Annotated in this window: 18 protein-coding genes (1 of these 18 only partly in view); 5 read left to right on the top strand and 13 right to left on the bottom strand. The window is 73.1% G+C overall.

Going from position 1 to position 20398, the window contains the following annotated elements; translation table 11 throughout:
- Positions 1 to 156 carry the 5' end (the start) of a TatD family hydrolase gene (locus ABIE45_RS19885; RefSeq protein ID WP_192709311.1) on the bottom strand. Its footprint begins 645 nt before the window's first position, so the window shows 156 of its 801 coding nt (coding positions 1–156); it begins with the start codon at positions 154 to 156; its stop codon lies off the left edge, out of view.
- A gap of 17 nt (positions 157 to 173) precedes the next feature.
- Positions 174 to 1751 carry a methionine--tRNA ligase gene (gene metG, locus ABIE45_RS19890; RefSeq protein ID WP_192709310.1) on the bottom strand — a complete coding sequence of 526 codons (1578 nt, stop codon included), beginning with the start codon at positions 1749 to 1751 and terminating at the stop codon, positions 174 to 176.
- A 1144-nt stretch (positions 1752 to 2895) separates the two neighbouring features.
- Between metG and ABIE45_RS19895 the strand changes: the two genes are divergently transcribed.
- A complete protein-coding gene (locus ABIE45_RS19895) occupies positions 2896 to 4398 on the top strand; it encodes a Dyp-type peroxidase (protein ID WP_373622492.1) in 1503 nt (500 codons plus the stop codon).
- Positions 4399 to 4507: 109 nt separating this feature from the next.
- Here ABIE45_RS19895 and ABIE45_RS19900 read toward each other — a convergent pair whose 3' ends face one another.
- From ABIE45_RS19900 to ABIE45_RS19925, 6 genes are all read right to left on the bottom strand, one after another.
- The gene (locus ABIE45_RS19900) at positions 4508 to 5560 is read right to left on the bottom strand and encodes a DNA polymerase III subunit delta' (protein ID WP_192709308.1); all 1053 of its coding nucleotides are present in this window, start codon (positions 5558 to 5560) and stop codon (positions 4508 to 4510) included.
- A 135-nt stretch (positions 5561 to 5695) separates the two neighbouring features.
- Entirely contained in the window at positions 5696 to 6418 is a 723-nt protein-coding gene (tmk, locus tag ABIE45_RS19905; RefSeq protein WP_192709307.1) for a dTMP kinase, read from the bottom strand.
- A gap of 10 nt (positions 6419 to 6428) precedes the next feature.
- Entirely contained in the window at positions 6429 to 7661 is a 1233-nt protein-coding gene (locus ABIE45_RS19910; RefSeq protein WP_192709306.1) for a D-alanyl-D-alanine carboxypeptidase family protein, read from the bottom strand.
- Positions 7662 to 7811: 150 nt separating this feature from the next.
- Entirely contained in the window at positions 7812 to 9128 is a 1317-nt protein-coding gene (locus ABIE45_RS19915; RefSeq protein ID WP_192709324.1) for a septal ring lytic transglycosylase RlpA family protein, read from the bottom strand.
- Positions 9129 to 9382: 254 nt separating this feature from the next.
- The gene (locus tag ABIE45_RS19920) at positions 9383 to 9709 is read right to left on the bottom strand and encodes a ribbon-helix-helix domain-containing protein (RefSeq protein WP_192709305.1); all 327 of its coding nucleotides are present in this window, start codon (positions 9707 to 9709) and stop codon (positions 9383 to 9385) included.
- Positions 9693 to 10340 (bottom strand): ParA family protein, encoded by a 648-nt coding sequence (locus ABIE45_RS19925; protein WP_192709304.1) that lies wholly within the window; start codon positions 10338 to 10340, stop codon positions 9693 to 9695. Before ABIE45_RS19925 ends, ABIE45_RS19920 begins: the two co-directional genes overlap by 17 nt.
- Before the next feature lie 374 nt (positions 10341 to 10714).
- Here ABIE45_RS19925 and ABIE45_RS19930 point away from each other — a divergent pair, with 374 nt between their 5' ends.
- The gene (locus tag ABIE45_RS19930; RefSeq protein WP_192709303.1) at positions 10715 to 11275 is read left to right on the top strand and encodes a PAS domain-containing protein; all 561 of its coding nucleotides are present in this window, start codon (positions 10715 to 10717) and stop codon (positions 11273 to 11275) included.
- Between the two features lie 127 nt (positions 11276 to 11402).
- On the opposite strand, the gene ABIE45_RS19935 is transcribed toward ABIE45_RS19930, so the two are convergent.
- The 4 genes from ABIE45_RS19935 to ABIE45_RS19950 are packed head-to-tail and all read right to left on the bottom strand — an operon-like array spanning position 11403 to position 17070.
- Entirely contained in the window at positions 11403 to 13025 is a 1623-nt protein-coding gene (locus tag ABIE45_RS19935; RefSeq protein ID WP_192709302.1) for a hypothetical protein, read from the bottom strand.
- Entirely contained in the window at positions 13022 to 14548 is a 1527-nt protein-coding gene (locus ABIE45_RS19940; protein ID WP_192709301.1) for an FAD-dependent oxidoreductase, read from the bottom strand. Before ABIE45_RS19940 ends, ABIE45_RS19935 begins: the two co-directional genes overlap by 4 nt.
- Positions 14545 to 15789, bottom strand: coding sequence for an NAD(P)-dependent oxidoreductase (locus ABIE45_RS19945; protein ID WP_192709300.1), 1245 nt, complete (start codon positions 15787 to 15789; stop codon positions 14545 to 14547). The genes ABIE45_RS19940 and ABIE45_RS19945 overlap by 4 nt, the downstream gene beginning before the upstream one ends.
- A 3-nt stretch (positions 15790 to 15792) precedes the next feature.
- The gene (locus tag ABIE45_RS19950; protein WP_373622495.1) at positions 15793 to 17070 is read right to left on the bottom strand and encodes a glycosyltransferase family 2 protein; all 1278 of its coding nucleotides are present in this window, start codon (positions 17068 to 17070) and stop codon (positions 15793 to 15795) included.
- Between the two features lie 164 nt (positions 17071 to 17234).
- Between ABIE45_RS19950 and ABIE45_RS19955 the strand changes: the two genes are divergently transcribed.
- The 3 genes from ABIE45_RS19955 to ABIE45_RS19965 all read left to right on the top strand — a co-directional run bounded on the left by ABIE45_RS19955 (position 17235) and on the right by ABIE45_RS19965 (position 19823).
- Positions 17235 to 18281 carry a YihY/virulence factor BrkB family protein gene (locus tag ABIE45_RS19955; RefSeq protein ID WP_192709298.1) on the top strand — a complete coding sequence of 349 codons (1047 nt, stop codon included), beginning with the start codon at positions 17235 to 17237 and terminating at the stop codon, positions 18279 to 18281.
- A 72-nt stretch (positions 18282 to 18353) separates the two neighbouring features.
- Positions 18354 to 18644 (top strand): hypothetical protein, encoded by a 291-nt coding sequence (locus ABIE45_RS19960; RefSeq protein WP_373622496.1) that lies wholly within the window; start codon positions 18354 to 18356, stop codon positions 18642 to 18644.
- A 132-nt stretch (positions 18645 to 18776) separates the two neighbouring features.
- The gene (locus tag ABIE45_RS19965) at positions 18777 to 19823 is read left to right on the top strand and encodes a fumarylacetoacetate hydrolase family protein (RefSeq protein WP_192709297.1); all 1047 of its coding nucleotides are present in this window, start codon (positions 18777 to 18779) and stop codon (positions 19821 to 19823) included.
- A 17-nt stretch (positions 19824 to 19840) separates the two neighbouring features.
- Here ABIE45_RS19965 and ABIE45_RS19970 read toward each other — a convergent pair whose 3' ends face one another.
- A complete protein-coding gene (locus tag ABIE45_RS19970) occupies positions 19841 to 20050 on the bottom strand; it encodes a hypothetical protein (RefSeq protein WP_192709327.1) in 210 nt (69 codons plus the stop codon).
- Between the last annotated feature and the right edge of the window lie 348 nt (positions 20051 to 20398).

Genomic DNA, 20398 nt, shown 5'->3' on the forward strand with positions numbered 1-20398 from the left:
GGCCTCGGCGATCGCCCGGTAGGTGTCGGCCTTGGCGACCCGGGTGGCGATCGTGAGCATGCCGGTGACGCCCGCGGCCTTGGCGCGGGCGATCACGCCCGGGAGGTCGGCGGCGAAGTCCGGGAAGTCGAGATGGCAGTGGCTGTCGATGAGCATCGGGTCTCGGAGGGCCGTCAAGCTGAGGGCGTCTCGGGGCGCTCGAAGCGCGGGAAGATCGGCGCGGGGGCGGGCAGTGCCGTGCCGGGCACGAGGCGCCCCCCCTCCCCCACATCGGCGAGCTGGCGCCGGTCGGCCGGCACTGCCAGCAGGTCGAGGAGTTTTTCCGCCGCCCCCGGCACGAAGGGCTGGGTCAGGATGCCGAAGGCGCGCAAGCTCTCCAGGGTCGTGTACAGCACCGCGTTCATCCGCGCCGGGTCGGACTTGCGCAGTTTCCACGGCTCCTGGGCGGCGAAGTAGCGGTTGGCCTCGGCCACCACGGCCCAGATCTCGGCCAGGACGGTGTGGAGCGCCAGCTCGCCCATGAGGGTCCGGGCCCGCGCCGGCAGGGCATCGGCCTGGGCCAGCAGGGCCGTGGCGGCCGCGTCCAGGCTGCCCGGATCCGGCACCGCGCCGTCGCAGTTCTTGGCGACCATCGAGAGCGAGCGCTGGGCGAGGTTGCCGAGATCGTTGGCCAGATCGGCGTTGATCCGGCCGATGATCGCCTCGTGGCTGTAGCTGCCGTCGCCGCCGAACGGCACCTCGCGCAGCACGAAGTAGCGCACCGGGTCGACGCCGTAGGTGTCGGCGAGCTCGAACGGGTCGAGGACGTTGCCCAGCGACTTCGACATCTTCTCGCCCTTGGAGAGCAGGAAGCCGTGGCCGAAGACGCGCTTGGGCAGGGGCAGCCCGGCCGACATCAGGAAGGCCGGCCAGTAGACCGCGTGGAACCGCACGATGTCCTTGCCGATCACGTGCAGGTCCATCGGCCAGAATTTCCGTTTGGGGTTCTCCGCGTCGGGGAAGCCGGTGACGGTGAGATAATTGGTGAGCGCGTCGACCCACACGTACATGACGTGGTTCGGGTGGCCGGGCACCGGCACGCCCCAGTCGAAATTGGTGCGGCTGACCGAGAGGTCCTTGAGGCCGGAGCGCACGAAGCTCGCCACCTCGTTCTTCCGGGTCTCCGGCCCGATGAAGCCGGGCTGCTCGTCGTAGAGCTTCAGCAGCCTGTCCTGGTAGGCCGAGAGCCGGAACAGGAAATTCTCCTCCTCCATCCACTCGACCGGCGTGTCGGTGGCGAGGCTGCGGCGGCTGCCGTCCTCCAGGAGCCGGGTCTCGGACGCGTCGTAATAGGCCTCGTCACGGACCGAGTACCAGCCGGCATACTTGTCGAGGTAGATGTCGCCGTTGGCCTCCATCCGTCGCCAGATTTCCTGGGCGGCTTCGTAATGGCCGGGCTCGGTGGTGCGGATGAAGCGGTCGTAGGCGCAGTCCATCCGGTCGGCCATCGCCTGGAACCGGGCGGCGGTGCCGTCGACGAAGGCGCGCGGCGTGGTGCCGGCCCGGGTCGCGGCCTGCTGGATCTTCAGCCCGTGCTCGTCGGTCCCGGTGGAGAACAGCACGTCGTAGCCGTCGAGCCGGTGGAAGCGCGCGATCGCGTCGGCGGCGATCACCTCGTAGGCGTGGCCGATATGGGGCGCGCCGTTGGGGTAGGAGATCGCGGTCGAGAGACCGAAGGTCTTTCGGGGATTCGCCGGGGCGTTGGACGTCACGTCTGTGGTGTTCCGGATGAGCGCGGGAGGCTGTCCGCGTTGTCGCGCGGCCGGAGCCGGGACGCAACCGTTGCAGCCTGCGGGCCCGTCGGAACCGCGTCCTCGGCCGGCCCGGGCGGCGGGGGAATCTCGGTCGTCTCCCGCCATGCGCGATCGTCCCCGCGCGCCGTTCGGCGCCGGGGGCATGGCCCAAGAGACGAACACGCGGGACGCGGGACGCCGCGGGAACCCAGGTGTCGGCCAGTCAACGCGCGGGATCCGATCCCCGCGGCGCCCGCGGCATCGACCGGGCAGGGTCCCTGGCCGGTGCCGTCTTTCTCGTCGCGGTGTCTCCAACGTCCCGGTCCTGCGCCGGCCTGCCAAGCGGTCTCAGGCGAGGCGCACGCGCCTCCGGAACCCGCTATCAATGCCGTGGCCTTCCAGCCGTGTGCCCGCCTCGTAGTGGGCGGATCCGCAGGGTGCGTAGGGTCGGCCCAGTGGCGGGTCGGCGCGGGGACATTTCGGCCCCCGCCGGGCAGACTGCCGCCCGGTCTCACGCCCGCCACCGAGACACGCCCCGTACCGGCACGCCGCCCGGGGCGATGGCGGCTGAGAGCCACCGACGCGGGCACCGCCCCGCGCCACGGACCTGCCCGATCAGCCACCGGGCGGGCCCCGTCAAGGACGCCCCGGGATCGCTCCCGGGCCGCCGTGGGCAGGTGGCGGCTAATGAGCACAAAATAGGAACATTGTCAAGGTCGGAGCGTGCCCTGCGCCGCGCCGGGTGGTGTCTGAAACCCGAGCGCGACCGCCCTGGCCGGTCGACTGCGCCATCCCGTCTTCAGGGTCTCGGGGTCGGAGGCGCAATCCGGCAGCATCACGCCGGGCAGCGACCGGCGGGCTCCGCGACGTGAGGACATTCTGCCGGAATGGGGACACGATTCGCACGCCTGCCCCCGAAATAATGTCTTCAATTTATGTATTAAATATCCAAATTCTCATATTCAGCGTCCTTCGAATAGACGATGCGGATATTGCATTGCTGGAATTTTCTATCGGAACCAGAATACGGACATTGATGACTGATTCGGGTTGAGATCAAACCTGATCGTGGCCCATTCGTGCCGATATGCGGGGAGGTTTTTCAATGTCTCATGACGCTAGCTTGGAGCCCCTGTTTCCGATTGCCGATATACAGGGTGACATCCTGGTCGGTCTGCCGAAACGTCATGAGCATCTCATGTTTTTCGAGGTGATCGACGTCGCGGCCTTCAAGGAATTTCTTGAGCGGCTCGACATCACCAGCATGCAGGATTGTCTGCGGTTCCGCGACGAGATCGCCGCACAGAGGCAGGTCAGTAACGCGCTCATCCCGACCCCCGGTTTGAACATCGCGTTCACGGCCGCAGGACTGGCCCGGATTGGCGTCAGCCAGGTCTCCGGTGCGACCGGAATCGACGCTTTCAAGGGCGGAATGGCCAGCCGGCAAGCCGTTCTGAACGATCCGCCCGCTTCATCCTGGCGCTCCTTGCGGCCGTCCAAGCGGCTGCACGGTGTCTTCATCGTGACCGGAGCCACGCACGCCGAGGTCGCGAACGTGATGTCGCTTCGCCTGGCGCCTCCCGGTGCCAACGGATGGCGCCTGATCGATGAGGAGGTGGGGCAGGTCCGCCCGGAGCCGGTCCTGGGCCACGAGCATTTCGGCTATGCGGACGGGGTCTCGCAACCCGGCATTCGGGGGCGGATCGCCGAGACGGTCGCGCTGAATCCCGGGCTCAAGGACAGCAACGGCCAGGACAGCGAGCCGGATCAGGCCGCCCCCGGTCAGGACGTGCTGTGGCCCGGCGAATTCGTGTTCGGTTATCCGGCCCAGAATCCCGGAGCCGCTTCGTTCCCCGAGAAGGGGCCTGAGAGGACGCCCCCGATCCCGTTCATGCTGAATGGATCGTTTCTCGTCATCCGGCGCCTGGCCCAGTTGGTTCCGGAATTCAATGCCTCCGTGAAGCGGGCTTCCCAGAGCCTTCCGGCCTCATCCGATCAGGCCGACCCCGACTTGCTCGGCGCGCAGCTGGTCGGCCGCTGGAAGAGCGGCGCTGCGCTCATCCAGGCCCCGACGCGGGACAACCGTGCCCTGGGTGACAACACGCCCGACGCGAACAAATTCGAGTTCGGGGACGATCGGGAGGGGCTGATCTGCCCCTGGGCCGCCCATATCCGCAAAACCTATCCGCGGGACGATGTCCGTCATGACACCAGCCCCCCGCCGGCGGATGTGGATCGGGCGGAGGCGTTCACGCAGACCCATCGCATGCTGCGGCGCGGGATCGCGTTCGGTCCTGAGCTGACCGAGGAGGAAGCCCTGTCGGGAACCTCGAACGGCGGGGATCACACGCGCGGGCTTCTCTTCAAGTGTTATGTCACGTCCATCGAGGGCCAGTTCGAGTTCGTTCAGCAGCAATGGAGTAACGCGGCGGACTTCTCGCAGGAAGGGAGCGGGATCGATCCGATCATCGGGCAGAGTCCGAGCGCCGTCCGGCCCTTCAGGGGTGCCGCGCCCATTTCCCGGAACGTCGCCGGGAAGCCCGATCTGACTCTAAGGAGCTTCGTGCGCATGGAGGGGGGAGAGTATTTCTTTGCGCCCTCGATCCCGGCCCTCCGGTCGCTCTAGGTCCGCCGGCTCTCCGCTACGGTCGGGCGGCGGGCGACGCGACGTCCCCGGTCCGTCCCGTAACCCGCTTCGCCCCTGGCCAGCCGCCCCGGCTGCCCAGGGGCGAAGCCTACGCCACCTCCGCGAGATCCCCGAACAGGGACAGCACCACCGGCCGCCGGTCGAGGTTGTAGATCGCCGCCTCCCGGGCGGCGCGGCCGAACCGGTCGGCGACCTCCACCAGGGCGGCGAGGCGTGCGGGGGGCTCGTCCCGGCGCCGGTCGATCTCGGCCGAGACGAAGCGCAGCACCGCGTCCTGGGCGGCCTCGAACCGCGCCTCGGCGTCGCGGCCCGCCAGGGTCTCGGCGAGCTTGAGCACCCGGCCCCAGTCGGGATTGCGCGCCCGCGCCAGCAGGGTCTCGATCTCGGCCACAAGGCCGGCGGTGACCGGATCGAGCATCGCCAGCGCGCGGGCGACCGAGCCCTCGCACTGGGCCAGCGCCCGGGCCAGGGCGGTCTCGTCGGGCTGCGGGAAGGGCTCGGGCAGGCCGCGCACGACCCGGGCGACGTCCTCGGCCGGGAGGGGGCGCAGCATCAGCGCCCGGCAGCGCGAGCGGATCGTCGGCAGCAGCCGGCCGGGCTGGTGGGACAGGATCAGGAACAGCGCCCGGGGCGGGGGCTCCTCCAGCACCTTGAGCAGGGCGTTGGCGGCGTTGGCGTTCAGGTCCTCGGCGCTGTCGAGGATGCAGACGCGCCAGCCGGAATCCGCGGCCGTCGTGGCGAACAGGTCCAGCGCCCGGCGCACCATGTCGACCGAGATCTTGGTCGGCAGCGCCTTGGCGCCCGCCACCCGGTGGCGGCGCAGGACCACGAGATTCGGGTGCGACAGGCCCGCCACCTTGCCGAGGACGGCGTCGCCCGCCGGCACGGCGAGGCCCGCCGGGCCCCCGCCCGCGGGGTAGGCGAGCAGGCGCCGGGCGACCCGGTAGGCCAGGGTCGCTTTGCCGATGCCGGGGGCGCCGCCGATCAGCCACGCGTGGTGCAGGCGCCCCGCCGCGATCGCCGACGCGAAGGCGTCGGCCGCGGCCGCGTGGCCGACGAGCCCGAGGGTCTCGCGCGGGCGCGGGATCCCGGCGAGGTCCCCGGGCTCGACGTCGTCGGCGGCGCGGTCGGTGGGCTTCATGGGACGGGCTTCATGGGACGGGCTTCAGGGCGCTGCCTGCGGGTTCGGGGCGGTTCGTCGCTCCCGCCGGGGCCGCCGACACGGTTGCTGGCTGGGATGGGATCGGTCGGGCCGGGTATAGCCGCACACCGCAACTCACGCCGCATCGCCGCTCCGGTCCTCCCCCGCCGGCCGGTCGGGCAGGAGCGCCGGCAGCCGGGCCGCGACGGCGGCGCGGATCGCCGCCTCGACCGCGTCGGGCTCGCGGGACGCGTCGATCACCGCGCAGCGCTCCGGCTCGGCCCGGGCGATCGCCAGGAACGCCTCCCGCAGCCGGATGTGGAAGTCGAGAGCCTCGGCCTCGAACCGGTCGGCCCCCTGCCCCGTCCCGGCGCCGCGCCCGGCCGCGCGGGCGAGGCCGGCCTCGGGGGCGAGGTCGAGGATCAGGGTGAGGTCGGGCCGGGTCGGGCCGACGACGACCCGCTCCAGGGCGTCGACGATCCCGGGATCGAGCCCGCCCGCGGCGCCCTGGTAGGCGCGGGTCGAGTCGATGAAGCGGTCGCACAGCACGGTCTCGCCCCGGCGCAGAGCCGGGCGGATCAGCCGGTCGAGATGATCGATCCGGGCGGCGCTGAACAGCAGCGCTTCCGCGAACGGGCCGTAGGGCTTGGCGACGCCGTCGAGCAGCGCCGTGCGGATCTCCTCGGCCCGCGGCGATCCGCCGGGCTCGCGCGTCACGCAGACGGGCCGGCCCGAGCGCGCGCGCAGGGTCGCGGCGAGGCGGGCGATCTGGGTCGACTTGCCGGCCCCCTCCCCGCCCTCGAAGGTGATGAAGGCGCCGCCCGCTTCCGCGGGATCCCCGAGCCGCGGCACGGTCACGCGCGCGCCGTCACGACGGATTGGCCGCCCCGGCAGCGCCCTTGTCACCGCCCTTGTCGCTCCCCTTGCCGGCCCGGTCGAGGGCCTTGCGGACGAGGCCGGTGCCGAATTCCAGCGCCGCATCCATCGCCCGCTGCGACAGGGTGCCGGGCTCCACCGCGGCGCCGGCCACGAGCGGCTGGTCGAGGGCGACGGTGTCGCCGCGCTGGATGCGCAGGATTCCGACCCGCTGGCCCTCCTCCACGGGAGCGACGAGCGGCCCGGTATAGATCACCTTGGCGCTGACCCGGTCGCTGGAGCCGCGGGGCAGCAGCACCCGCACGGGCTTCTTCGCCACCAGCGGCACCGAGCCCGACTGGCCGCCGAACACCGAGGCCTCGGCCACGGTCTCGCCCGGCGCGAAGACCTGCCGGGGCTCGAAGGCGCGGAAGCCCCATTCCATCAGCTTGCGCGACTCGGCGGCGCGGTCCCGGGCGGTCTTGAGGCCCGAGACCACCAGCACGAGCCGCTGGCCGTTCTGCACCGCCGAGCCGGTGAGCGCGTAGCCGGATTCCTCCAGGTAGCCGGTCTTGAGCCCGTCCGCGCCGATGTCGAGGGCCAGCAGCGGGTTGCGGTTCTGCTGACGGATCTTGTTCCAGGTGAACTCCTTCTCGGCGAAGATCTTGTAGTAGTCCGGGTAGGTCTCGATGATGTGCAGCGCGAGCTTCGCCATGTCCCGGGCCGTGACCTTCTGGTCGGGCGCCGCGTAGCCGGTGGCGTTGCGGAAGGTCGAGTTGGTCAGCCCGATCTCCTTGGCGCGCTGGTTCATCAGCCCGGCGAAGGCCTCCTCTGAGCCGGCCATGTTCTCCGCGATGGTGATCGCCGCGTCGTTGCCCGACTGCACGATCAGGCCGCGCAGCAAATCCGCCATCTTGATGCGGCTGTTGACCTGCGCGAACATCGACGAGCCGCCGCCCCCCGCCCCGCCGCGCTTCCACGCGTCCTCGGTGACGGTGAACTCCGTGTCCATCGACAGGCGGCCGGATTTCAGCGCCTCGAACACGATGTCGGTGGTCATCAGCTTGGCCATGCTGGCCGGGGAGAAGCGCTCGTCGGCGGCCTTCTCGAACAGGACCGAGCCGGAATCGGCGTCGATCAGGATCGCGTGCGGGGCCGCGGTCTGGAAGCCCTGCGCGGCGGCGGCGGCGAGGCCGGCGCCCAGCGCGCAGGCGGCCGCGAGAAGGGTGAGAAGGGGTCTGCGCATCGCCGTTCCGTCCCGCGCCTGCCGTCGGGCCGGGAGAGCCTCGGCCGTTTCCGGATAACAAGCGTGACCATATTACGGTTTCGCGCCGGGATCGAATGCGAAATGCCGCATCGCGATCAAGAGGCTGCGGGGGGCGCCGCCGGGCCGTCCTCAGTAGATCCCGGCGAGGCGGGCGTGGTGCGCGCCGGCAGGCGCCGCCGTCTTGCTCGGGGCCGCGCCCTTGGCCGGGGCCGCCGGCCGGGCGGTCGCGGCGGCCTTGGTGATCCCCGCGGTTCCGGGGGCCTTGGACGGGACCGCCGCGCCCGCGGGGGCTTTCGGTGCCGCCGCGCTGGCCAGACGCGCCATGGCGAGCTTGGCCGAGGGCGGCAGCGCTGCGGGCGCGGCCTTGGCGAGCCGCGCGGGGGCAGGCGATGCGGTCGGCCGCAGGGCGGCCTGCACGGGCGCCGCGTGGCCCGCCGCAATCTTCAGGACGGCCCCGCGCCCCGGCGCCGGCGGCGCGCCGTGGGCCAGGGCCGGGTTGAGGCCCGCCACCGTCGGGGCGGTGCCCCGTGACGCGGCAGCCTGCACGGGGTGCGGCCGGAACTCCCGCACGCGCGGGGCGGTGGGCTGCACGGCCGCCGGAACCGTCACGGCCGCCGAGGCCAGCACGATCGGCGCGCGCATCGGGGCCGGCCTCTCGGGACGGGGCGCCGGCGCTTCGGCGGGCTCCTCGCGCGCCTGTGCGGCTTCCTGTGCGGGTTCCTGGACAGGCTTGAAGGCGAGCGGCGCGGGGGCCGAGCGCGCGTAGCGCTCGGTCTCCGCCGAGGAGCCGAGATCGGCCACCATCACGGTGGAGCGGCCGGCCGGCCGGCCGTCGGTGCGCAGGCTCGCGAGCAGCTTGCGGTCGTCGCTGCCGGCGACCGAGGCCTTGCCGACATACTCGACGCGCACATGCGCGGTGCCGCGGCGGTGGAAGCCCAGCGCGTCGGCCGCCTCCTCCGAGACATCCATGACGCGGCCGGCATGGTAGGGGCCGCGGTCGTTGACGCGCACCACCATCGAGTAGCCGTTGTCGAGGTTGGTCACCCGGGCGTAGCTCGGCAGCGGCAGGGTCGGGTGGGCGGCCGCGATCGAGTGCCGGTCGAACACCTCGCCGTTGGCGGTCATGCGCCCGTGGAAGGCCGAGCCGTACCAGGAGGCGAGGCCCTCGCGCACGTAGCCGTTCGGATCCTCCTTGGGCACGTAGGTCTGGCCGGCGACCACGTAGGGCTTGCCGGTGTAGCGGCGGCCGCCGCCCTTCGGGATCACGTCGCCCTCGTTGTAGAGGCGCGGGCTGGCCTTGACCCCGTATTTCGGATCGATGCCGTTGCCGGCGGCCAGCTTCTGCTGGGGCGCGGTGGCGCAGTTCGCCGTGGCCAGGGCCACGCCCGACACGGCCATGAGCCGCAGGGCGAGGCGCGCCGGCCGGGGGAGCGTCGTGCGCACCATCGTGGACTTCACCAACTCTACGCGTGACCGGGGCCCGGCAACCGGACCGGAACCGGCTGGCCCTGGAGGCGGTCAGCCGGTCCACCGAGAATTGTATCGGTCGCGTAAAGGAAGCCTGAACGGCGGCGGGGTTCGGCCGCCGTTCAGGCGATCCACGTCGTTCATGCTGTGCGGTAAGAACAACGCCGAACGCGTTGAGAAAGCACCTGAATTTGCGCTGCGGTACTCGGCCGCTCTGGCGCGCGGCCGGATTTTCAGCGCGGCTGCGTCTCGGTCAGCTGCGCGATGGACCGGGCGCCGCGCTGCTTGAACAGCAGGTCGAGACCTTCCAGCAGGAGGGCGTGCATCTTGGTCCGCTCGGCATAGGCGAGATCCCGCAGCTGATCGTAGACCGGCGGCTCCAGGTAGACCGACATCTGGCGGGCGCGCTGCTTGAGCGTGGCCGCCGGCTTCGGCGCCGGCGGCGCGAGGGCCAGCGCCACGATCTCGGCGCCCTGAGGCCGATGGGCCGGGACGGATCGGGCCGGTGGGCTCGCCGAGGCGACGATGGCCGCGAGGCTGAGCTTAGGCGGCTTGGACATTCTGACCCGTCCTCAGGGACTGCGTGCGGCGCTCGATCCAGGACCAGAGGCGGCGGACCTCCCCGGCGGCCTGGCCTTTGGGGTTGAATTCGGTGACGCCCTGGCCGAGGCCGATCGCGTCCTGATGGTCGGTGCGGGCGACGATGTTCACGTCCGGCAGGATGCCGAGCACCGCGAGCCCGTCCGCCGCATCGCGGACCCGGTACGAGCGCGGCGGGGTCTGGTTCAGCACGAAGGCGAACTTCTTCTCCAGCCGGTAGACGGCCGCCAGCGTCGGCTTGAAGGCGCGCAGGTCGGCGGGCGTCGGCCGGCACGGGATGATGCAGAGATCCGCCGCGCGGATCGCCGACAGGGTGCCGGTGGAATCGACGCCCGGCGTGTCGATGAACACGTAGTCGTAGGCCGAGTCGCGCAGGCGCTCCATCACCGCGTCGATCTGCGTGGCGTCGATCTGGGCGACCTCCGGCCCGTCGGCCGTGCGATGGTCCAGCCAGTCCGAGATCGTGGCCTGGCGGTCCATCTCCAGGATGCAGACCGTATGGCCCGCCTCCCGGGCGGCCACCGCCAGGGAGATGCACAGCGTGCTCTTGCCGCTGCCGCCCTTCTGCGTGACGAAGGTGATCGCTTTCATCCTGGGCGTCCTCCAGAAGGCCCCGTGACTCCGTCCGGGCGGCCGCGACTCCCGGTCGCTGCACCGACGGGATCAACCTCAGGTGACTGCGTCGCGGCGTGCCACGATCCTGTGACCCAAGGATGCTCCCGGGTACGGTGCGGCCGGTATGGTTAACGGGGGGTTAAGAGGGCGTCCTGCCAGGACTTTACCTGCGCGTGGCAGTCCTCGGCGACAGGTTCTTAAACTTCAGGTTAAGATTTCTGGCGTAGAATGGGTTAACAGCCTTCCCAGCGCCACCAGGATACCGTAGCGTGCTCGCAGGTGAGATGAGGAGCTTGCTGGAGGTGGAAACCTCAAGTTTAGAGATCTCGGACGTCTCGGCGAGGAATGGCATGGCCGAAGCCCCGATCCCGCAATCCGTCCTGGACGCCTCGGGCGTGGTCGGCACGTGGGTCCACGATTACTGGGCCGGACAGCTGGCGCTCTCGGCCTCCCTGGCGGGCCTGCTCGGCCTCGACCCGGAGGCGGCGGCGCGCGGCGTGTCCCTCGAAGCCTTCCTGGACCGCACCCATCCCGAGGACCGCATCCGGATCGAGAGCTACCTGCACGCGGTGGCCGAGACCGGCGGTCCCATGGAGGCCGAGTTCCGCACCCGGGACACCCGGACCGGCATCCGCACGCTGCTGATGCGCGGCCGGATCGAGCGCGATCCCACCGGCCGGGCGATCCGGGGCCGCGGCATCGCCATCGACCGGACCGAGGAGCAGGCGGCCAATCTCGTGCAGAGCGAGCGCGTCGTGAACCGGATGGCGGAGCACATCATCGCCCTGCGCGACCTCGCCCGCGCCCTGCACCGGCCCGCGCTCACGGACCGCATCGAGCACCTGATGATCGAGATCGGCTTCGAACTCGCCCGCTTCCTGCCCGAGCCGGAGGACGAGCCGCGCCACTGAGGCGCCGGGACCCGGGCGCGGAGCGCGGTTCCGGTCCGGGGGCGCATCGGGCTCGGCGGTTGGCCGGCCATCCGGGCCACAGCCGTCGCGCCCGCGTGTCGGATGCCGCGGCGTGGAGCGCCGAGCGTCAGCGCCGGCTCGCGTCCGGATCCGGACGCCCCGCGGCCGGGCGGCGGACCAGCTGGAGGCTCATCCCGGCGCGTGCGAGGACCGGCGCGGCCGCGTAGCCGCGCGCCCGCAGCAGGTCCGCGGCCTGATCCGGGGCGGTCGTGTCGGTGTAGAACAGGAATTCGGGATGGGCGGCGAGGAACGCGTCCATCGGCCCGATCGGCAGCGCGGGATCGATCCGCGCCCAGCGCTCGACCTGATGATCGTTGGTCGGATCCGGGCTTCGGCTGAGATCGGGGACCTGCAGGAAGGCCAGCCGGCTGCGCGTCGCCCGGTCGACGCCGTCGTAGATCTCGAAGAAGCGCAGCCCGTTGCCGGTCGCGATCGGCAGGCCCGCCGGGGCACGGGTCGCGAGGTCGATCGCCGCCTCCCTGCGGAAGGTCCACGGCCTGCCCGCCGTCCAGAGGAGGGCGGCGGCCGAGACCCCGATCAGGGCACAGGCGATGACGCCGCTGCGCCGATGCGCGGCAACCCCCTGCGCGACGAGGAGGCTGACGCCCAGCACCGTCACGATCACGTAGCGGGCGTTGAACGTCCCGGTCACGACGGCCGCGAAGGCGAACACCAGCAGGGGGACGGCGCAGATGATTCCGGCGACGGGGCCGAGGCCGTCCGCCCGCGCGCCGCCGCGGCCGGCGAGCAGCCGGGCGCCGATCGCGGCCAGCAGGATCACGAGGGGCGCCGGCGGCAGCAGATCGTCCCCGCCGGCCAGCTCGACATAGGTGGCGACCAGGCGCTCGATCGTCGGCCGGGCGTAGTAGTCCGGCGCGGCCGTGTCGCCATGGTTGTAGGCGCTCACCGCCCGCATGATCGGGAGCCAGAGCAGGAGCGAGGCCGCGGCGGCGAGGAGCGCCAGGACGATCGGCCACCGGATGCGCCGGTGCCGGAGCATCCAGGCGAGTTCCATCAGGCCGAGGGCGGCGGCCAGCAGGATCGCGTAGAAATGCATCCCCACGGCGAGGGCGAGCAGGAGCGCGATCCCGAGCGCGCGCCGGCCGGAGACGGGCCGCGCGGCCGGCCCGTCCCAGAGCAGGCAGGCCAGCGCGAAGCACGCCGCCACGCCGGCATATGGCCGGGCCTGGATGGCGTAGGTGACCAGGGGCCCCGACAGGCAGAAGACCAGGGCGAGGCACGCCACCGGGAGGGTGAACCGTCGACGCGCCAGCACGAAGGCGGCGAGCGCGACGACGGCGATCGCCAGGATCGAGGGCAGGCGCAGGATCACCGGGTCGTCGAACCCGGCGGCCAGGATCGCCCGCAGCACGACATGGTAGAGCGGGGGCGAGAATTCGGCGCCCTGACGCAGCGCCTCCCACACCGCCGCAACGCTGCCGCGGCGCGCCGTCCAGACCGCGAGGACCTCGTCCATCCAGTAGGGTTTCAGGGAGGCCGCGAGGGCGACCCAGAGATAGGCCAGGAACGCGGTGGCGGTCAGTCCGAGGGCGGTCCGGTCGATCCAGCGCGGCCCGCGCTCCGGCAGGGCCGCGCCGCCCGTCCCGGCGCGGATCGCGGGGACCCCGGATCGGACCGGGAGCCCGGAGCGCCCGGGCCGATCCGGCTGCAGGGGGAGCGCGCCGGTCATCGCGGCGCTTCGCCGGAGCGCGCGCGGCGGGCGAGCGCGCGGCCGATCCGGTCGGCATTGGCCATGATGGTCAGGGTCGGGTGCGTGGCCGGGAGCGTCGGGAGGGCGGCGCCGTCGGCGATGTAGAGGCCCGGCGCCCGGGCCAGCGCGCCGTCCGCGCTCGTGGCGGCCGGGCCGCCCCCGCCCATCGGCAGCGTTCCCGCGTAATGCGCGTCCGCCCCGGGCTCCAGGAGCGCGGTCGAGCCCGGCAGCGCCAGCGCGCCGGCGCGCCGCAGGGCGCGCCCGAGCCGGGACAGGTCCGCCGTGAGGCTCGCCGTGGCCTCGGCCGTCCGCGCGCCGCGGATCGACAGCCGGGTCGCATCGTCCACCCGCGACACCGTCAGGGTGTTCCGGCTCTGCGCGCCGGGCCGGTAGCAGGTCGCCAGCAGCAGCGCCGGTGCGAGCGCGCGGGCCATGCGCAGGGCGAAGGGTCGCCCCAGCGGCAGGCGCCCGGCCAGCATGTCGAGGGGGAGCGTGTCGGCGCCGTAGAGCACGCCCGCCGCGTCGCCCGCCCGGTAGAACACCTGCCCGAGGCCCAGGCCGCCCGCGGGCCGATCGCTCCCGACGAGGCGCGGCACCAGGAAGGCCGCCGCCGCCGCCGGGTTGCTGAGGAGCCGCACCGGTTGGTCGAACAGGCCGAGCCGCGCCAGGGCGAGCCCGGTCGTGGCGATCGTGCCGGCGGCGAGCACCACCCGGGGCGCCGTCACGGTCACGGCCCCGCCGCGCGTCTCGATCCGGAGGCGGTGGCCCGCGCCGTCGGCCTCGACGGCGCGGACCAGATGGCCGGGCCGGTACGCGACGTTCGGCCGGCGGGTCAGGGCCGGCAGTTCCAGGTCGCTGGCGTAGATGCTGCCGCGGTCGCAGCCGTAGAGGCACAGCCCGCACAGGTTGCAGGCCTGCCGGCCGTCGAGGGGCGCGTCCAGCACGGCGTTCGGGGCCGGCTCCAGCCGGACATCGGTCCGCCCGGGCCTGGAGGCGTGCCGCGCCAGGACGAACCGGGCCGCCGCACTCGATGGCGGTGCGGGCGGGCCCAGCCCGATCCTGCGGGCGACGCGGGCGTAGGCGGCGTCGAGCTCGGCGGCGGGAAACGGCAGGTCGGCGCGCTCGGCGGCGGTGAACGGCGTCGCGAGCGCCCCCCAGATCGTCGAGAGGCCGCCGCGCCCGAGGGAGCCGGCGGCGAAGAAGCCGGCGGTCGAGAGCCCGATCCGATCCGGGAAGCCGGCGCGCGCGGCGCGCGCGCGGGGCGTGCCGAATTTCGGCGACACGTCCGGCGGCGCCTCGACCGCAGCGAGGTCGGCGCCGAAGCGCGTCTTCCAATGGTCCGGATCGGCCCGGTCCCGAGCCGGGGCGAGGCCGGGACCCGCGCCCGGCTCCGAGGCGTCGAGCAGGAGGACGCGCAGGCCTGCCTCCGCCAGCGGCCAGGCGGCGCTGACGCCCGCAGGCCCGCTGCCGACGACGACCACGTCGGCGTCCGGTGCCGTCATCGCAGCAGGGCGCGGGTGGCGCGGAAAGGCATCGCCAGGATCTCGAGCGCGCCGTCGGCGGCGAGGCCGGCGAGCCGCCGCGCCCGGCCGGGCCGGCCGAGCGCCGCCTCGCCGGCGGGGCTCGCCTCGACGAGCCGCGTGGCGAGGGCGAGGCGCCGGGCGAGCGGCGCGTTCCGGTCGAGGGGTTCGATGAAGCGCAGCAGCCCCGGAGCGGCCCGGACCGGCCGGGGCAGCGCCAGCGGGGCGACCGCGCCGTCGCGGGTCAGGGCCCGCACGTAGCGCCGGACCAGGGCGCCGCCCGGCCGCGCGCGCAGGACGTAGCGCTCCAGGATCCGGCCCTCTTCCAGGAGCGCCCGGCGGGCGGCGGGCTCGCCGAGCAGGCCGTCCGCGAGCGGGCGGACCGGCAGGCCGAGGCGCGCCAGATCCGCCGCACTCGGCATCGGGCGCGTGCCGGCGAGGCCGAGGATGCGTTCGCGGTCGATCCGGGGGCCGAACGGGATCGCGTTCAGCGCCGCGCAGCCGAGGAGCGCGAGGCGCAGCGGGATCGGCACGATGATCGGCCGGCGGCCGCCGGTGCCGAGAGCCAGCGCGGTCAGCACGGCCCCGAACGTGACCGGGACCGGACCGGCGAGGCCCACGGCACCGCGGAGCGGCCCGTCGAGGCCGAGCAGGACGCCGCGCGCGACCTCGGTTCGATGGATCGGCTGGACGCGCGTGCCGGGGGCGACCATCGGGATGACCGGAAGCCGCGCGAGACGCCGGAGGAGGCCGTACATCGCCATCGGCGGGCCGCCGTAGACGAGGCCGATCCGCAGGGAGAGCTCGCCGGGGCCGTCGAACAGCTGCTCGATCGCCCATTTCGCGCGCCCGTAGGCGTTGGGCGCGTCGGGCCGGGCGGATTGCGAGGACGCGAACACGATCCGGCCGAGGCCGAGGGCCCGCGCCCCGTCCCGGAGCAGGCGGGTGCCGACGCGGTTGCGGTCGTCGCCCGGCGCCCGCTCGCGCCAGTCATGGGCGAGGTGGACCAGCGCCTGGTGGTCCGGCGGCAGGGCCGGGTCGAGGCAGGCGGGCGGCAGCGGGTCGCCGAGGCTCCAGGGCACGACCCGGAGGCCGGCCGGCAGCCCGCGCGCCCCGCGCCCGAGCACCGTGACGGCGCGTCCCTCGGCGAGCGCCGCGGCGACGAGGCCGCGGCCGACATAGCCGCTCGCCCCGGTGACGATCAGGTGCCGGATCTCCGCCATGGGCTAGGCCTCGACCGCGCCGATCGCCGCGTGCAGGCTCGCCAGGCGGGCGCGGGCGTCGCCGCCGGGCAGCTCGAGGATGCCCAGCAGGAAGGCCGAGAAGGCCAGCTGCACCGAAGCCGCCACCGAGCAGGCCGAGAGGATCAGCGGCCGCAGCAGCGCGCCGCCGGCGAGCTCGCCGAAGCCGGTGCGGCTCCAGGCGAGGACCGACCACCCGATCCCGGCGCCGCCGGCCGCCAGGAGCAGGAGGGCGGCGATGAGCAGGGTCTCGAGGCTGAGCGCGCCGAGCACGCGGCCGTGGCGGCCACCGGGCAGCAGCCCCTGCCGCGCGGCGTAGCGCCGGGCGATCATGCCGAAGGTGACGATCTGGATGCCGACGAGCATCGCCACGCAGGCGACGACGAAGGTGTGGATGTCGAGCGACAGGTGCGGGCCGATGTGGCGCGGGCCGCCGAGCAGCGCCAGGGCGGGCACCGCGCCGCCGAGGAACAGCGCCAGGCCGGGATAGAGGAACATCCAGCGCGGGCTGTGCAGGAGCAGGAAGCGCAGGTGCCGCCAGCCGTCGCGCCACGTGCGCAGGTGCGGCGGCCGGCTGCGCCCGTCCTTGCGCAGGGTGGTGGGCACCTCCCGGATCACCAGGCCCGCGAGGCTCGCCCGGACGACCATCTCGCTGGCGAATTCCATGCCGGTGGTTCGCAGGCCGAGCCCGAGGATCCGGGCGCGGTCGAACCCGCGCAGGCCGCAGTGGAAGTCGCGCACCGGGCTGCGGAACAGCAGGCGGCCGATCGCGGTCAGGACCGGGTTGCCGAGGTAGCGGTGCAGGAACGGCATCGCGCCGGCCCCGATGCCGCCGCGGAAGCGGTTGCCCATCACCAGGTCGGCCCCGGCCCGCAGCTCCGTCACGAAGGCGTCGAGGTTGCGCAGGTCGTAGCTGTCGTCGGCATCGCCCATGATGACGTAGCGCCCGCGCGCCGCCGCGATGCCGCCGGCCAGGGCGCCGCCGTAGCCGCGCACCGCGACCGGGATGACCCGGGCGCCGAGCGCCGCCGCGATGGCCTGCGAGCCGTCGGTGCTGCCGTTGTCGGCGACCAGCACCTCGCCGGCCACCCCGGATTCCGCGAGATAGGCCAGGGCGTGGCGGATGCAGGCCGCCAGCGTCTCCGCCTCGTTGAGGCAGGGGATCAGGATCGTCAGCAGGCAATCCGGGCCCGCCGCCGCGCGGCCGATGCCGGTCTCCACGCCGCAATGCGCGGCGGGGTCGTGGGCGCGTGCGTGGGACAAGCGCGGCGTCTCGAGTGGTCTCGCGCGCCCGGGCGGGGCGAGCCTTCCGGGCCACGAGGAAGCGCCAAGAGGCTTAACAGGCGGTTTCCGGGCGCCCGCGGCTTTTGGCGCGCCGCCAATCCACGTCATAGTGCGGGCCGGGGAAACGCCGCGCAGGATCTCTCGTGAGCCCGGACGAGATTCAGGACGAGGACGAGGCCGAGGATTGGCGCTCCGTCGGCACGCGGCGGCCCGACCCGGCGGATGCCCGCCGCCTCGCGCGCGAGCCCGGCCGCGGGCGTGACGCCGACGATCCCGCCCAGATCCCGGCCCCGGGGTGGCGGGACATCCTCTGGCGCGTCCTGCGCGCCGTGCCGCGCGACCGCGTGCTCGCCACGGCGGGGGGCGTCGCCTTCTTCACCCTGCTGTCGACCTTCCCGGCCCTCGCCACCATCGTGTCGGTCTACAGCCTGTTCTCGGACCCGAACGTCATCAGCCAGCACGTGCGCCTGCTCGCGGGCGTGCTGCCGAACGATGTCCTCACGCTCCTGTCCGACCAGCTCGTCCGCATCGCCCGGCAGGGGACCGGCGCCCTCAGCACGGCCTCGCTCGCGAGCGTCGCGATCGCGTTCTGGAGCGCGAATTCGGGGGTGAGCGCCCTCTTCGACGCGCTCAACGTCATCTACAAGGAGCGCGAGAAGCGCTCGCTGGTCCGGTTCTACGCCACGACGCTCCTGTTCACGCTCACCGGGATCCTGTTCGCCCTTACGGCCACCGGCATGGTCGTGATCCTGCCGATCGTCCTCAACCGGCTCGGCCTCGGCGTGCTGACCGACGTGACGCTGCGCATCGTCCGCTGGCCCGGGCTGCTGCTCCTCGTCGGCCTCGGGCTGGCCCTGACCTACCGCTACGGCCCGAGCCGGCGCGAGGCCAAATGGCGCTGGGTGAGCTGGGGCGGCGTCGCCGCCTCCGTCGCGTGGGTGTGCGCCTCCGTCACCTTCTCCTGGTACGTGGCCAGCTTCGACAGCTACAACCGGGTCTACGGCTCCCTCGGCGCCGCCGTCGGGTACATGACGTGGATCTGGCTCTCGGTCGTCATCGTGCTGCTCGGCGCCGAGCTGAACGCCGAGATCGAGCGGCAGACGGCGCGCGACAGCACGACGGGTCGGCCGAAGCCGCTCGGAGCCCGGGAGGCCTACGCGGCCGACACCCTCGGACCGGCGGAAGGCTGAACAGGGGCGGCGCCGAACCGGCGGCGGTCTCGGACCGTTGACGCCCGTCAGCGTGACCGTTCGAAGAGGCCCATGATGGACCGCCCCCGCTCTGTCGGCCTGCCCTGGTATGAAGAGGACTCCTACGCGGCGCTGCGCGCGCGCCTCGCGGATGGCGACAAGCTGCCGCCGCTCTACGAGACGTGGCGCGTCGCCACCGAGCAGATGGAGCGGGAGGTCCAGCGCAGCGGCGTCTCGGTCGTGCGCGTCCCGATCGCGCCGGACGCCTTCGCGGCCTGGTGCGCGCGGGCCGGGCTGTCGCCGGATGCGGCGGCCCGCGCGCGCTACGCGGCCGAGGCGCTCGCGGGCGACCCGCCGGCCTGACTGCGCGGCCCGGTCACGTGTTCTCGATCCGCACCCCGCAGCCCCCTGCCCCGTGATTGCATTTTGAATGCAGGTATTCGAAGCTCCGCGCGCATCGCCCCGTCGAAGGGCGGGCGCGGAGGAGAGCGACCCATGAGCACCCGGCGTGATTTCCTGCACCTGTCCGCGGCCGCGACGGCCGCCGGTGCCCTGGCCGGGCCGGCCCTCGCGCAGGCCCCGGCGCAGAATTCCGCCGCCTCCGGCCCGGGGCATCCGATCCCGCCCGCCGGCGGCGATGCGCTCCGCCTCGTCACCTTCAGGCCCGACGCGGGCAGCGCGCCGCGCCTCGGCGCCGTGCGCGCGGACGGGCGCGTCGTCGACCTGTCGCGCGGCGCGGCGCAGGGCTTCGACCCGGCCCGGATGGTCTCGCTCATCGAGGCGGGGCCCGCCGCCCTCGCGGCCGTCCGCCAGGCCGCGGCCTCGGGGGACGGCCCCCCGGTCGAGACCGTCCGGCTGCTGGCGCCGATCCCCGCGCCGACGCGCAACATCTACGCGGTCGGCTGGAACTACCTGGAGCATTTCGCGGAGGGGCAGGCGGTCCGCGGCACGAACGCCGAGTACCCGGCGCATCCGGTGTTCTTCACCAAGGGCGTGAACACCGTGAACGGGCCCTACGACCCGATCCCGTACGACCCGGAGGTCTCGACCGCGATCGACTGGGAGGTCGAGCTCGCGGTGATCATCGGCACGGCCGGCCGCAACATCAAGGAAGCCGACGCGATGGGCCACGTCTTCGGCTACAGCGTCATCAACGACACCACCGCCCGCGACATGCAGATCAAGCTCCACGGCGGCCAGTGGTTCAAGGGCAAGAGCCTGGACGGCTATGGCCCGATCGGCCCCTGGATCGTGCCGGCCTCCGATCTCGATCCGGGCGACCTGCACCTGATCACGCGGGTCAACGGTGTGGTGAAGCAGGACGCCTCGACCAAGCAGATGTACTTCAAGGTCGCCCGCATCATCGCCGAGCTGTCGCGCGGGCTCACCCTCGTGCCCGGCGACATCATCGCCACCGGCACGCCGCCCGGCATCGGCAACGCGCGCAAGCCGCCCGAATTCCTCAAGCCCGGCGACGTCATGGAGACCGAGATCGTCGGCCTCGGCACCCTGCGCAACGTGATCCAGGCGGTGCCCGCCTGAGTCGCGGCCGGGACGCGTCAGCCCCGGTCCGCGGTATCTGCGGCGCGGTCCGCGGCCTCCCGGCGGGCCGCCCGGGCCTGCGCGATCAGGTCCGCGCCGGTCCGCTCGCCGCCCGGATCCCCGCTGACCAGCAGCAGGCCCGGCGGGGCCGTCCGGATCTGGAGCCGCACGGCCGGCCGGGTCCGGCCGCCGGCGCGTCGGTGGGCTTGGCGCTCGGGGGCGGTCACCGGGATCCCGCCCTGCCCGCTCAGCGGGCGCCGCCTCGCGGACGGGGCCGCGGCACGGAGATGGTGACCAGTTCGCCGGTAATCGGATCGAGGATCGTCATGGGCGCTCCTGTGTTGAGCCACCATGGCGAACCCGAATTGTGGTTTAACTTGGCCAATTAGGGCAAAATCCACAGTTTCCGCCGGACATGTTCGTGTAATCGTCCGCGATTCCTGAATACGTCCGGAAGCGGACGCGGGCCTGTTCCCGCCGGCCGCCGCGCCGCGAGGCCTCCATGGCACAGCGTCCGAAGGTGGCCGCCTTCGACATCATCGGCACGGTTTTCAGCCTGGAGCCCCTCCGCGGAC

This window comes from Methylobacterium sp. OAE515 (assembly GCF_041806315.1).
Lineage (GTDB): Bacteria > Pseudomonadota > Alphaproteobacteria > Rhizobiales > Beijerinckiaceae > Methylobacterium > Methylobacterium tardum.